General features: G+C 60.6%; 12 protein-coding genes. 7 read left to right on the forward strand and 5 right to left on the reverse strand.

Annotation, left to right across the window (positions count from 1 at the left end):
* The first annotated feature begins 635 nt into the window (after positions 1 to 635).
* Positions 636 to 1997, forward strand: coding sequence for a CoA transferase (locus ERD78_RS10385; protein WP_167668927.1), 1362 nt, complete (start codon positions 636 to 638; stop codon positions 1995 to 1997).
* 98 nt (positions 1998 to 2095) lie between these two features.
* Here ERD78_RS10385 and ERD78_RS10390 read toward each other — a convergent pair whose 3' ends face one another.
* The 4 genes from ERD78_RS10390 to ERD78_RS10405 all read right to left on the reverse strand — a co-directional run bounded on the left by ERD78_RS10390 (position 2096) and on the right by ERD78_RS10405 (position 6603).
* Positions 2096 to 3619, reverse strand: coding sequence for a tripartite tricarboxylate transporter permease (locus ERD78_RS10390; protein WP_129969234.1), 1524 nt, complete (start codon positions 3617 to 3619; stop codon positions 2096 to 2098).
* Positions 3616 to 4053, reverse strand: a complete 438-nt coding sequence (locus tag ERD78_RS10395; protein WP_129969235.1) for a tripartite tricarboxylate transporter TctB family protein — start codon at positions 4051 to 4053, stop codon at positions 3616 to 3618. Before ERD78_RS10395 ends, ERD78_RS10390 begins: the two co-directional genes overlap by 4 nt.
* A 4-nt stretch (positions 4054 to 4057) precedes the next feature.
* Positions 4058 to 5056, reverse strand: coding sequence for a Bug family tripartite tricarboxylate transporter substrate binding protein (locus ERD78_RS10400; protein WP_129969236.1), 999 nt, complete (start codon positions 5054 to 5056; stop codon positions 4058 to 4060).
* A gap of 95 nt (positions 5057 to 5151) precedes the next feature.
* A complete protein-coding gene (locus ERD78_RS10405; protein ID WP_129969237.1) occupies positions 5152 to 6603 on the reverse strand; it encodes a sensor histidine kinase in 1452 nt (483 codons plus the stop codon).
* Positions 6604 to 6697: 94 nt separating this feature from the next.
* Between ERD78_RS10405 and ERD78_RS10410 the strand changes: the two genes are divergently transcribed.
* The 6 genes from ERD78_RS10410 to ERD78_RS10435 all read left to right on the forward strand — a co-directional run bounded on the left by ERD78_RS10410 (position 6698) and on the right by ERD78_RS10435 (position 13160).
* On the forward strand, positions 6698 to 7339 hold the full coding sequence (locus ERD78_RS10410) for an isochorismatase family protein (protein ID WP_129969238.1): 642 nt from the start codon (positions 6698 to 6700) through the stop codon (positions 7337 to 7339).
* 104 nt (positions 7340 to 7443) lie between these two features.
* Positions 7444 to 8448: a TRAP transporter substrate-binding protein gene (locus tag ERD78_RS10415; protein WP_129969239.1), complete on the forward strand. Its 1005-nt coding sequence runs from the start codon at positions 7444 to 7446 to the stop codon at positions 8446 to 8448.
* A gap of 54 nt (positions 8449 to 8502) precedes the next feature.
* A complete protein-coding gene (locus ERD78_RS10420; RefSeq protein ID WP_129969240.1) occupies positions 8503 to 9024 on the forward strand; it encodes a TRAP transporter small permease in 522 nt (173 codons plus the stop codon).
* Between the two features lies 1 nt (position 9025).
* Positions 9026 to 10324 carry a TRAP transporter large permease gene (locus tag ERD78_RS10425; RefSeq protein WP_129969241.1) on the forward strand — a complete coding sequence of 433 codons (1299 nt, stop codon included), beginning with the start codon at positions 9026 to 9028 and terminating at the stop codon, positions 10322 to 10324.
* Positions 10324 to 12285, forward strand: a complete 1962-nt coding sequence (locus tag ERD78_RS10430) for an aconitate hydratase (RefSeq protein WP_129969242.1) — start codon at positions 10324 to 10326, stop codon at positions 12283 to 12285. Before ERD78_RS10425 ends, ERD78_RS10430 begins: the two co-directional genes overlap by 1 nt.
* Positions 12282 to 13160, forward strand: a complete 879-nt coding sequence (locus ERD78_RS10435; protein ID WP_129969243.1) for a LysR substrate-binding domain-containing protein — start codon at positions 12282 to 12284, stop codon at positions 13158 to 13160. Before ERD78_RS10430 ends, ERD78_RS10435 begins: the two co-directional genes overlap by 4 nt.
* Here ERD78_RS10435 and ERD78_RS10440 read toward each other — a convergent pair.
* Positions 13157 to 13876, reverse strand: a complete 720-nt coding sequence (locus ERD78_RS10440; protein WP_129969244.1) for a DUF2238 domain-containing protein — start codon at positions 13874 to 13876, stop codon at positions 13157 to 13159. The genes ERD78_RS10435 and ERD78_RS10440 overlap by 4 nt on opposite strands.
* Between the last annotated feature and the right edge of the window lie 194 nt (positions 13877 to 14070).

Here is a 14070-nt window from a genome sequence, read left to right on the forward strand (position 1 = left end):
AAGGCGGAATGGCAGACACATGACGGTGCCCAAGTGCAGGTTCGCAAGCAGTGTGGCCATGGCCAGGAAGCCATGAAGACGCAACAGGTGCCTGGGCTGCGATGTTGATCAAACGAGGATCAACGCGTTGGTTCCGCGGCGCGAACGCCGGGCGTTGGGTTTCGGCTGAAGCCGGGCCGCTGCATGGCGGCTATGTGGCGAGGGTAACCCCTCAAACAGCACGCCGCGTACTTTGCAACACGATTGTGCAACTGCATTGCGCTGAGGAGCCGTTATTGTACGGCGCGCGACGTCTTTGATCAATGGCCGGCCACACGCAGCTGGACGTGACCCGATGTCTGACGCCTATGCGCGTGCCTGCGGTGTTTTCAAAGCACGCCGATGCGCACTGATGTACAGTATTCACGATGGAGCCTGGTGCGGCGCAAGTACCACCCCGCCCCCAGCCCCATTCAATCGTGCTTATCGGCGCATTGTCGGAAGCGAGGCCATTCATGCAGCATACGAGCCCCCCCGCAGACATCGTCTCCTATTTCATTCAGGCCATGCGGGCGCCTGACTGTCCAGGGCTGTCCAGCACGCCGGTGCGCCCGGTGGCATCGCCATTGCGTCTTATCCATAGCAATGGCCGTGCAATGCCCGCGCCGTTCGAGGTGCTGGGACGCGGTGCCCTACCCAGCGCATTCGCCGTCACTGAACTAGCCACGGCGGCCATCGGAACCGCGGCCTTGGCATTGGCTGATTACACCCGCGAACGATTTGGTGTTCGCTTGCCGGCCGTGGCGGTCGACCGCAGGCTTGCCTCTTTCTGGTTTGGCGCCGCCCTGCGTCCCCGAGGCTGGCAAGTGCCCGCCGTGCGCGATGCGGTCACCGGAGATTATCCGACGCGCGACGGTTGGCTGCGCATACATGCCAACGCACCGCACCACCGCGCGGCTGCCTTGGCCGTTCTGGGTTGCGACGGCAGTCATGACGCAGCGGCCCGCGCCATCTCGCGGCGCAGTGGCCAGGAGCTCGAAGATGCGCTGGTGGCGGCGCACGCCTGCGCCGCTGTGATGCGCAGCCGGCATGAATGGTCGCGGCATCAGCAGGGGCTGGCTGTCGCGCGCGAGCCGCTGTTTCACATAATGCGTCACGAGGCACATTGCAAGCCTCAATCTACCCACCCGCCTGCGTCAGGGAGGGACCGGCATGCGTGGCCCTCGGCCACCGCCTCGACTGCGCGGCCCCTTGCAGGCCTGCGCGTGCTGGACTTGACCCGCGTGCTGGCCGGTCCGGTCGCAACACGGTTTCTCGCCGGTTACGGCGCAACAGTCCTGCGCATCGACCCGCCATGGTGGTCGGAGCCGGGCATGGTGCCCGAAGTCACACCGGGCAAGCGATGCGCCATGCTGGACCTGCGCCAGGACGGACATCTCGCGCAATTGAAAGCGCTGCTCAAGCGGGCCGATGTGCTGGTACACGGCCTGCGCGCCGATGCGCTGGCCCGTCTGGGATTAGGGGAACAGGAACGCCAGGCCCTGCATCCCGGCCTAGTGGACGTGTGCCTGGATGCCTATGGCTGGACAGGGCCGTGGCGGTACCGGCGGGGTTTTGACAGCCTGGTGCAGATGAGCAATGGCATTGCCCACGCAGGCATGCTGCACTTTGGCAAGGACAGGCCCACGCCACTGCCGGTGCAGGCACTTGACCAAGCCACAGGCTATCTGATGGCAGCCGCCGCGTTGCGCGGGCTGACCGAGCGACTGCGCACCGGCGCAGGCGTCGCAACGCGCGTCTCGCTCGCCCGCACCGGTGAGCTGCTCAAGTCCGCGCTGGGCGGCGACGATACACCCCTGGCGCCTGAAACCGACGCCGATCTGTCCAGCAGCATCGAAGCAACCGAGTGGGGGCCAGCACAGCGGCTGCGCCCGCCCTGCGTTGTGGAAGGTGCAGGCATGCACTGGGACAGCGCCGCTTCCGCCCTGCGCAGCGCCGCGCCCGAATGGCCCGAATAAAGTCCCGCCGGGCAGCGATGCGGCCTTGATAGTGCGGGACAAAAACAGGCCTCACCGGCAACTGCCGGCAAGGCCCGTTGACCACAACCCCGACCGCGTCAGGCTTGTGCTGGCACCGCCTTGCGCTTGCGCAGGTAGCGCAACACGGGCGGCACGATCACGATGACCGCCGACACTATCCACAGTCCTTTTGCTATATTGCTCTGGAACAGAATCTGGATATCGCCATTGGTCATGGACAACGCGCGCCGCAGGTTCTGCTCCATCATGTCGCCCAGCACCACGCCCAGCACCATGGGCGCCATGGGCATGCCGGCCTTGCGCAACAGGTAGCCGATGCCGCCGATAACCGCGGCCATGGCCAGGTCGAACGTACCGGCATTGATGGCGTACACGCCTACATAGCTGATGGCCAGAATGCCCGGAACCATGAGCCAGCCCGGCACCTGCAGCACCTTCGAAAACACCCGAACCATCGGTACGTTCATAAGGAACAGCATGATGTTGGCGATGAACAGCGAAGCCACCAGGCCCCATACAAGCTGTGGCTGCTGGTCAAACAGCACCGGCCCGGGAGTCAGGTTGTACAGCGTGAGCGCCCCCATCATGACCGCCGTCGTGCCCGAGCCCGGCACGCCCAGCGTGAGCATGGGCACGAAGGCACCCACCGCCGATGCCGTGGCGGCGGACTCGGGCGCCGCCACGCCCCGCAGATCGCCTTTACCGAACTTGGCATTGGGATCCTTGTTCTCGCAGATGCGCTTCTCGTTGGAGTAGGCAACGGCCGAGGCCACGCTGGCGCCAGCCCCCGGCAAGACACCCACGACAAAGCCCAGCACTGCGCTGCGCACCACGGTCCACCATGTAAACATCCATTCCTGGAGATTGAACAGTTTGCGGCCACTGGAATCGACCTCGACCTTGTGGCCAGCGGTCACCCGTTCAAGCATCTCAAGCAGCTCGGCCACCGCGAACAATGCAATCACGACCACCACGAACTGTATGCCGTCAAACAAATGGACTGAATCGAATGTGTATCGATATACGCCTGAATTCGCATCCACGCCAACCACTGCCATGGCAAGGCCCAGCAGGGCCGACAGGGCTCCCTTGACCGGCTCGTCGCCCAACAGACTGCTCAAGCAGCAGAATGCAAATACCATCAACACAAAATATTCGGCGGGGCCGAACGCCAGCGCCCAGCCTGCCAGCAAAGGCGCGAGAATGATGATACCGATGACCGAAACCAACGACCCAAAAAAGGCCGACCAGGCGGACAGCGACAGCGCCACATTGGCAAGACCCTGTCTTGCAAGCGGATAGCCGTCCAACGTGGTCATGATGGCACTGGCCTCTCCGGGCACGTTGATCAGGATGGACGTGATGCGCCCACCATATTCCGCGCCCACATAGACGGCTGCCAGGAGAATCAAGGCAGTTTCAGGCGGCAGGTTCATGGCGAAGGCGATGGGAATGAGCATGGCAACGCCATTGATGGGTCCCAGTCCCGGCAGCACGCCCACCATGGTGCCAAAGAACGAGCCGAGCGCGGCAACCAGCAGGTTGGACCACGACGAGGCCACGTCGAAACCGATGCTCAGATGCGCAAGAATATCGCTCATAGCACGTTCTCCAGAAGTCCGAGTGGCAACACGACGTCCAGCGCCCGATCAAACAGCAGGAAGAACAACACGCTCATGACCACGCCGCCAAGCGTGACCTTGGCCCAACTGCCGCCAAACAGCCTGCCCACAAGCATGGTCACCAACGCTGTGGCAATGATGAAACCCAGAGAGTCGAACAGCAAGGCATAGAGAATGGCATATGCCACCATGAGCGCGATGCGAAAGTTGGCGCCGGGCGGGTTGCGCTCGGCGGTATGGCGGCCCTTGTACACCAGCCACATGCCGCACAGCGCGATGCTCAGCGCCAGCAGCATGGGAAAGGCGCGCGGCCCGACCGGTTCATACGAGAACGGCGCCTCGATGCCCCGGCCAAACCAGGCCATGAGTGCCGCGAACATAATCGCGGCGATGCCCAGGATGCGATCGGTCATGGTATTACTTGTGCATCAGACCGAATGAGTCAGCCAGCTCGGCATAGGACTTGACGCGCTCTTTCACATACGTGTCCAGCTCGGCGCCGGCCATGCGGAAGGGAAACAGACCCAGCTTGTCGCGTTCGGCGTCGAACTTCGGATCGTTCTGCATGTTCTTGAACGCTTGCACCCACCAGTTGTACTCCTCGTCGGACACCTTGGGGCCAACGTAGAAGCCGCGGATGATCGGCCAGTCGATGTCGAAGCCCTGCTCCTTGGCGGTGGGAATGTCCGACATGTCGCCCGGCAGGCGCTCGTCGGCAAACACGGCCAGCACCCGGATGGGCGAGCCGCCCTGCAGCATGGTGTAGGCTTCGGCCGCGTCGCCCATATAGGCCTGGATATGGCCGCCACGCAGCGCGGTGTTGGCTTCACCGCCGCCCTCGAAGGCCACGAAACGCATCTTGCGGTAGTCTATGCCTGCCGCCTTGGCCGTCAGCGCCGCCTTCATCCAGTCCTGGCTGCCCACCGTGCCACCCGCGCCCAGCACAATCTTGCTGGGATCCGCCTTCAGGGCATCCATGAGATCCTTCAGGCTCTTGTAGGGAGAATCTTTGCGCACCACGGCCACGCCAAAGTCCGATCCAACAGCCGCAAGCCAGCGTACGGCATTGACATCGTATTTGCCGAACTTGCCCTGTGCGAGATTCAGCAGCGAACCGCCCGAAAAGGCCACGATCTTGTTGCCCGCGGCAGGCTCCTGCGCCACGATATGGTTATAGGCCACAGCGCCGATGCCGCCCGGCATGTAGATAATGCGCATGGGTTCCTTCAGTTGGCCGGTGACTTTCAGCCCTTCCTGAGCCAAGCGGCAGGTCAGATCGAAACCACCGCCCGGTTGGGCGGGTGCGATACATTCGGGGCGGCGGGGCTCTTCGGCCGACGCCGTGCCGCTCAGTGCGAATACCGCGCCGCTGAGCAACAATCCCGTCGCAAGCGTGCGCATGAGTGCTTTCTTCATTATTTGAGTCTCCGTGAGAGATGTATTGGCATATGTCGCCCCTACGCCGGCAACGACGCAGGCAAGCGTACGAAAGTTTTCCTTTCGTAAGGCTTTCAATTCAGCCGATTCGAGCCCACCTGCCGGTCTCTCCCAGTGGAAATCGGGGTAAACACCAATGTCGCCAGACAGCCTCTGCCCTCCGATGCGATATGGAACTCCCCTTGCAGTTGCTGCATGATGGCGTGGACGATGGCCAGACCCAGCCCGGCACCGGACGTGTTCTTGCCCGCCTTGCCGCGCCGAAACCTCACACCTGCCTTGGCGATATCGTCGGCGCTCATGCCCGGGCCATCGTCTTCGACCGTGACCATCGCCCGCCCCATCTCCATGCGCACAGATAATGTCACCACGCCGCCAGGCTGCGTATAGCGCAGCGCGTTGTCGAGCACATTGACCACCGCTTCGCGCAGCAACCATTCGGGCCCCCGCACAAGTATGGGCGCACTCGGGCGCTCCAGTCCCAGGTCCAGCTTGCGCGCTCTTGCGGCGGAATACATATCGTTGGCCACAACGCCGGCGAGCCTGGTCAGATCGGTCAGCCCGGACACGCCTTCCTCTTCGAGCGCGCTCAAGTCGCGTGCGCGTGCCAGCGCCAGCATCTGATTGGCCGTGCGCACAGCGCGATCCAGGCCTTCGCGCATCGCCTGCAGGGCGCTGCGGATCTCCTGCGGGTCGGATTCACGCAGCGCATAGTCAAGCTGTGCGCGCAACACCGTCAGCGGCGTGCGCAACTGGTGCGAGGCATCATCCAGAAACTGGCTCTGCAGCCTGGCCTGCCGCGCATAGCGCGCCATGTGCAGATTCACCGCCGTCACCAAAGGCACCACCTCGGCAGGCAGGCCGCGCGCCTCGATGGGCCGCAGGTCATCGGTGCCCCGGCTTTCGAGTTCCTGCCTCAGGCGCGTCAACGGCCGCACTGCGAACAGCACGGCCAAGACCACAATCAGTATCACGAGCACCACGGCAACCAGATCGCGCTGCACCGATCGCCACAGCATGGAATTGATGAAAGTCTGGCGCGTGTCGACATCTTCTCCCACCAACACAATCACGCGCCCGCCCATGTTGTTGTACAGCGGCGGATCCATACGGCGGGCCATGGCCGCAATGCGCACGCCTTCGCCCAGATACTGGGCGGTATAGAAAACCGGCACATTGGATACCAGCGGTTTGTCGGGCAGCGGCAGCTGCTGGTTTCCTATGTCGGCGAGTCCGTCCTCGGTCATGACGCGGTAGTAGACCCGCTCGTTCGCCGTCATCTCGAAAAACTGCAGCATGAGATACGGCAACTCTATAGACAGCCCGCCGCTGGCAGTGGATATCTGATGATCGATGGCGCGCAGCGCTCCCGCCAGAGAGCGGTCGTAGGCAATGTCTATCTGCGTGCGCAGACGATGATTGGACAGCCAGAGTGCAGCCATCAGGAATATCACCAGCGCAGGCACCAGCGACCAAAGCAATATGGACTTCAGCCCGCGGCCGCGTCCGAATCGGGGTGTTTTCATTCGAAAAACCGAATCAATCAAGAGCTAAATGATATTGGTGAGTATTGAAAATTGAAATCATAATGGCCCATATAAAAGAATAAAGGGGGACAACATGAAGGATGAAGCCAATATACGCGGCGGATTTGATGGCACATTGGTGCCCGGCAATCGGCCCGCCCTGCTTGTCATCGATTTCCAGCGAGGTTTCACCGAGGCTGCGGTAAGCCCGCTGGCTTCGGACTGCTCAAGCGCGATCGCCGCCACCAACCGCCTTATTGCGGCCATGCGCGGCCTGGGTCCCGTTATTTTCACCATTGTGGGCTACAGCGCCAATATGGCGGACATCGGCTGCTGGAAGCAAAAATGCGGAGCGCTCACAACGCTGGAAAGGGGAACAGCCGCTTGTGAGCTCGATCCCCGACTCGACTATGCCGCACAGACCGACCTGATTCTGCACAAAACACAAGCCTCGGCCTTCTTTGGGACACCGCTCGCGAACATTCTCGCTTCCTCGGGGTGCGACATGCTGGTCGTGGCAGGCGCCACGACCAGTGGCTGCGTACGCGCCAGCGTGGTGGATGCCATGCAATATGGCTTTCCTCCCTTTGTGGCCCACGACTGCGTGGCAGACCGATCTGAGGCACAACACGCCAGCAATCTGATCGACATGGCAAGCAAGTACGGTGAAGTGGTCTCTTCCGAGGCCATGCTGAAAACACTCGCCGATATCGGTGCCGCACAGTCCGTGAACTGATTTTTTCCCGCTGCAACCCTCGTGCCGGGGCCACCGCCCCGGTTTGATCACGCTTATTCGTTTCCGATGCGAATCACCTCATGACCTACACTGGAGGAAGACCCATGAAAAAGCAATGGCTACTTGCAACGCTGTTCGCTATGTGCGTGGGCGGCACCGCCGCCAATGCGGCTGACAAGCCAATCGAATTGACGTTTTCAACCTATCTGCCGCCTGCCTACGAGTATGTATGGAAGCCCATAGAAAACTTCGTGGAGACCGTGCACAAGCGAAGCGACGGCAAAGTGAAAATCAACGTCTTTCACTCCGGACAACTGTTCGATGGCTATGAGGAACTGGCGGCGCTTTCCCGGGGCGACGTCGACATGGTCAATATGACGGGCACCTATCTCAGCGGCACCATCCCGGCATTGAACATCTTCACGCTTCCATTTCTGTTTCAGGATGTGGCTCATCTGCGCAGAGCGCTCGAGGCCGGCCTGATGGACGAGGGCATCACCGAAGAACTGTACGCGGATCACGATACCGTCGTGCTGGGCATTGCGCCATTCGATCCCTATGAGTTCTATTCGCGCCAGCAACCCATACTGTCCGCGGAGGATATTGCGGGCAAGGTATGGGCCACGACCGGCTCCATGGATGCCAGAGCCATTCAGCTCATGGGCGGTTCTCCAACCGGAATGCCTTCCTCCGAGCTTTACCTGGCCTTTGACCGCGGTGTTATCGATGGCACGCCACGTCCGCTGCTCACAGGCATAGGCCGCAGCCTCTATGAAGTGACCAAGCACCTGTCGCTGGCGAACTTCGGCGTCGACACATCCATACTGGCCATCAATAGGAAGAAATGGGAGGCCTTGCCCGAGGATGTGCAGAACCTGCTTCGCGAGGCGGCCAAGCAGCGGGATAACGAACAATTCGACCGTGTTGCGGAGTTTGTCAAAGATGCAGTGAAAAAATTCGAAAGCAAGGGGGTTACCGTCCACACGATCAAGGGCGAACAATTGCAGGCCATGCGTGACAAGACCGCACCCGCCGTCAAGGAATGGGCAGATCAGGTGCCCAAGGGCCAGCAGTACCTTGATCTGGTCAACAAGACAAAAGCCCCCTGATTACGCGGCCATGCGCCGGGCTCACGCGCATGGCCCTTCCATCATGGAGTCCCCATGAGATTCTTGCTCAATCTGATCGACTGCACGAGCGTTGCGGTAAACCGCGTTGCCGTTCTTATCTCCGAGATCGCACTCTTTGCCCTTATGATGATTACGTCCTATGCGGTGATTGCACGGTACGTTTTCCTGAGCCCCAGCATCTATGCCGTGGAGGTCAGCACATATGTACTGTTGGGCGTGTCATGGATGGCCATAGGATGGGTGCATCATGTGGATCGCCATGTATCCATGGAAGCGCTCAACCTGCGTTTCAAGGGCCGCTGGAAAAGGCTGGCGCAAGCCGTTTCCGAGGTGACCATCCTGATCTTCTGCAGCGTACTGGTATGGGCCGGGATCAATATCGTACTTACATCCATTGAGCGTCACTACAGATCGGCCTCATTGCTCAAGTTTCCCTTGTGGATTCCCTACACGCTCATTCCCATAGGAGGCCTGCTCCTGGGCCTTGTCGCCTTGCGCCGCCTGTTCACACCCTTCGGCCCGAGCAGCGGCGATTCGCAACGGAAGGAGCCCTGAAATGGATCCCTCAAGCATATTCCTTGTCATATTGGCTCTATTTTCGGTATTGCTCCTTGTCGGTGTGCCGATTTTTGCGGCATTGGGCGTCTCCAGCATTCTGGGTATGGTTCTGCATGGCGGCCTGGACAGCTTGAACGTCATCCCGTCCATCCTTCATCGCGGCTTGTCCAGCTACTCGCTCATCTGCATTCCCCTGTTCATTCTCATGGGCGAAACCATGGCCCGAACCAGCATAGGCGGGCGCCTCTACAACCTTTTCTACCTCTGGCTGAATCGGCTGCCCGGCGGCCTGGCCATTGCCAGCGTAGGCAGCGCCGCGGTATTCGGTGCCATGAGCGGAGTCAGTGTCGCCGGTGCCGCCACCATAGGCCGCGTGGCAATTCCCGAGATGCTCAAACGCCACTATGACGCGGGGCTGTCGGGCGGATCTGTCGCTGCGGCAGGGTCGCTGGCGCTCTTGATTCCGCCCAGCATAGGCTTCGTACTCTACGGAGAAATGGCCGATCAATCGATAGGCAAGCTGTTCACGGCGGCAATGCTGCCGGGGCTGTTGCTGACCATGCTGATGATGGGCTATCTGTATATCCTTACCCGCATAAAACCCAATATGGCACCGCGCGACGGCGGCGCCGCATCATGGAGAATACGGTTGCGGGCGCTGGCCGAAGTATGGGCGCCGGTACTGCTGATTCTGCTCGTGCTCGGCACTATTTACCTTGGGGTGGCTACGCCCACCGAGGCCTCCGGCATCGGCGCACTGGGCGCCTTCCTGGTCGCCTTGGCCTACCGGGAGTTGACGCTGCCGGTTGCGATCGACATCTTCCGATCGTCCATCGTCACGACGGGAATGATATTGCTCATTCTCACCTCCGCCTTGCTGTTCGGCTACATCATGACGCGTTTGATGATTCCACAGATGCTGATTGCCTGGATAGCCGACATATCGCAGCCTGCCTGGGTCATCCTGCTTCTCGTGCTGGCTTTCCTGCTTGTCGTCGGCATGTTTCTGGATATCGTCTCCATCATTCTCATTGCGACGCCTATTCTGCTCCCAGTCATTACCGGCCTTGGCTTCAGCCCGATCTGGTTTGGCGTTGTCATGATCATTGCATGCGAGATGGCGGTTATCACACCGCCCGTCGGGCTGAACCTGTATGTCATCAAGGGCATTGCGCCCGAGATATCGCTCAACGACATCATCAAGGGCGCTCTGCCGTTCGTGCTGGTCGAGGGGCTTGCCATTCTCATCCTGAGCCTGTTCCCACAGATCGCTCTCTGGCTTCCCGGAATGATGTAATGAAAGAAAACTTGAGCACCAAGCTGCTGCGTGCCAAGCTCGTGGCGGGATCGCTGGAACCAGGTCAGGAAATTGCACTGCGCATGGACCAGGCTCTTTTGCAAGATGTGCTGGGCACATTGGTCATGCTGGAATTGGAGGCCATGGGTATAGAGCGTGTGAAAACCCAGCCCACCGTTCAATATATCGATCACTCGCTTGCCCAGCAGGATAATCTTAACGCGGACACGCACCTGTTCCTTCAAAGTGCCTGCGCGCGTTTCGGCATCTGGTACAGCGGGCCTGGTAACGGCATCAGCCATCCGGTTCATATGGAGTATTTCGGCGTGCCCGGCCAGTCTTTGATCGGCTGCGATAGCCATACACCCGCGGCGGGATCCCTTGGCATGCTGGCCATAGGGGCGGGCGGCATGGAAGTGGCATTGGCCATGGCTGGTCATCCCCTGTACATAACCGCACCACGTATTCTCGGAGTACGGCTGGAGGGCAGCTTGCCCGATTGGGTCTCTGCCAAGGATGTCGCACTTGAAATGCTGCGGCGGTATGGCGTGTCGGGATGCAAGGACACCATGGTCGAATATTACGGCCCTGGCTTGAACAGCCTGTCTGCAATGGATCGCCATGTGATGGCGAACATGGGGACGGAAATGGGAGCGACCTCCACCCTGTTTCCCAGCGATGATGCCACATTGCGGTTTCTGCGAGCGAGAGGCCGCGAGGATGTCTGGCTGCCCATGCAGCCGGATCCAGGCTGCACATATGATCTGCACGACACAATCGACCTTGATCGCCTGGAACCGCTTGTTGCTCTGCCATCAAGCCCTGGCAACGTCGTGCCTGTCAGGGAGGCAGCAGGCTTGCCCATCTATCAAGCCTATATCGGGTCGTCGGGCAATCCGGGCTACCGCGACTTTGCCGTGGTCGCAGCCATGATGCGCCATCGCACGATTGCCGCCGGCATCTCGCTGGACATCAACCCTTCCACCCGTCAAGTGCTGCAGGTGCTGGCCGAAAAAGGCCAGCTGGCACAGCTCATCCAGGCGGGTGCGCGGCTGCATCAGGCTGGATGCAACGGATGCATAGGAATGGGCCAGGCGCCCGCAGCCGGGCGCAACAGCCTGCGCACCGTGCCAAGAAACTTTCCCGGCCGCTCGGGCACTGCCGAGGACAGCGTATTTCTGTGCAGCCCAGAGACAGCGGGCGCGTCGGCATTGTTCGGACGGCTGACCGATCCGCGCAGCCTGGACATCCCATACCCCCGCATCGAAGAGCCCATGAGGATCAAGCCCAGCCCCGCCGTCTTTGCCGCGCCGCTACCGCCCGCGGAAGCCCGGCGGCATGCCTTGGTCAAGACCGACAATACACCCTCGCTGCCCCGCCTGGCCGCGCTGCCCGACAGTTTGTCCGTCCCGGTGCTGCTCAGGGTGGATGACGATGTCTCCACCGACGATATCATTCCGGCTGGCGCCAGAGTGATGCCTTATTGGAGCAACGTCTATGAGACTGCGAAATTCGCTTTCGAGCGGCTTGATGAAAGCTACCATGAGCGCGCCACGGCCCTGCAGCAGAGCGGCGGCCATGCCATCGTGGCGGGCCTCAATTATGGCCAGGGCTCCAGCCGCGAAAATGCCGCCCTGGTCCCAGCATATCTGGGACTGCGCGTGGTCATTGCCCGCAGCTTTGCACGGATACATTGGCAAAATCTTGTGTGCTTCGGTGTCTTGCCGCTTGTACCCGACAATCCGGAAGACGCGCTCCCCGAACAAGGCGCCGCAGTCACGATAGAGCGCGTTCATCAGCAGTTATCAGCAGGCCCCATCGTCACCGCGCTGGTCGGCAACGACCTGACTCCCCTAAAGCTGCGGCATACGCTATCATCTCGGCAACTGGAGATAATCAGGGCGGGCGGCATCATCAATCTGATCCGCATGCCTGAGTCGCTGGAAAAATCAATGCCTTGAACCTACGCCAACTGCGCTATTTCGTCGTTCTGGCGGAAGAGCTGAGCTTTACGAGGGCTGCCGCCAGGCTGCACATTTCCCAACCCCCGCTGAGCCAACAGATAGCCCAGCTGGAGGATGAACTGGGCGTGAAACTTTTTGTGCGCACAAGCCGCCGTGTTGATCTCACGGAACCCGGGCGTATTTTCCTGCATGACACACGCGCCACCCTGGATCGCATCAAGAGCGCCACGATACGTGTTCGCGCCGCTGACCAGGGCCTTGCCGGACGCATCGAAGTTGGCTTGTCCAGCTCCCATTTCCTGGGGCCCTTGCCGCGACTGATTTTCAAGTATTCGCGCACACATCCTGGAGTGGCCGTCATGCTCAATGAAATGCGGCCGGTCGACCAGGTGGAGGCGTTGTTCGAACGCCTGATCGACGTCAGCATTTCCCGTGCGCCGGTGGACGACAGTTTCATGTGCTGTCTGCCATTATGGAAGGATTCCGCCGTCGTGGCACTACCGCTCGGCCACCGGCTGGCGCAGCGTGGGATTCTGCGCATTGCAGATTTGAAGAAAGAACGTTTTGTTTTGCTGCGGCGCGAAGGATCACCCTTCGCCAGGCATATATATCAGCGCTGCGCCGAGGCGGGATTCATGCCGGCAATTGCCCAAACCGTTGAAGAAATACCCGCCCAGCTATACCTCGTGGCCGCCGGACTGGGCGTGGCCATTGTCCCGCAGTCGGCGCGTGCGCGCATCAGCGACATCGCCTCCTGTAAGCTGGAGGATGACATCATGGATCCCGATGTATATGCGGTCTATCGAAAAGACAACGACAAAAAGGCATTGCATGCCTTCCTGAGCGAAGCGCGGCAACTGGAAACGGATTAGCGCGGCGACTTCATGCCCTGGGCCCATTCCCAAGCCACATCGCGCCGCAGCCATGCGTTCAGGGCAGCCGTGAACAGCATGGCTAGGAGCGCACCCAAACCTGCCATGGCCATGTCCTTCTGGGCGTCCCATACATCGCCCTGTGTGCCCAGATAATGCATACCCAGGTCGCTGCCGAAGGTCATGGCGGCGCCCCACTCTATCAGTTCGTAGATGGCTGATGTGCTGAGCGTGAAATCGAGCGGCAGGAAGTAGGCCCAGAAACCGCGCACTTCGACCACGCGCAGGAAGAACTCGCGTATCGGATAGGCGAGAAGCAGGCCGTAGGAAAAGTGGACCAGGCGGTCGTAGTGATTGCGCTGCCAGCCAAAGACACTATTGAGTGTATGACCGGTGAGGGCCTGCCACCACTGGTCGTAGGGCACATCGGAGTATGTATAGTGCGAGCCCACCGTATGCAGGGCCAGGAAGGCGATGATAAGCAGAATCGAGGCATTGGAAAAACGGAATACATGCCGTACAGACCAGAGCAAGGCTACCAGCATGAGCACCAGCGCGTTCTCCAGCAGCCAGGTGCCGCGATCCGCCGGATGCAGGGCCAAGGCCGTCCACAGGACCAGGTACGCCAGCAGCGCAATATGCACCGCGCCGCGGCCTGGCCTTTGAGCCGCGCCGATGTGATAGGAAGAAGCGGATTCTGAAGATATGCCTGGCATGATTATTGCTGCATGGGACGTGGACGCGCCGGGTGTTGTCCCGGCGCATCGGGGCCGCCGCCGGGTCCGAGTAAGTGTTGATACGTGATGCAACGCTGCCGGGAAGTATAGTGAATATCGTCGCAGCGCGCGCCAAATTGACACCTGCGCTTACAAGACGAGGTGTGGTGGATGATATAAAAATTTGCAGGAGC

Origin of the sequence: Allopusillimonas soli (assembly GCF_004153445.1) — a bacterium.
Taxonomy (GTDB): domain Bacteria; phylum Pseudomonadota; class Gammaproteobacteria; order Burkholderiales; family Burkholderiaceae_B; genus Allopusillimonas; species Allopusillimonas soli.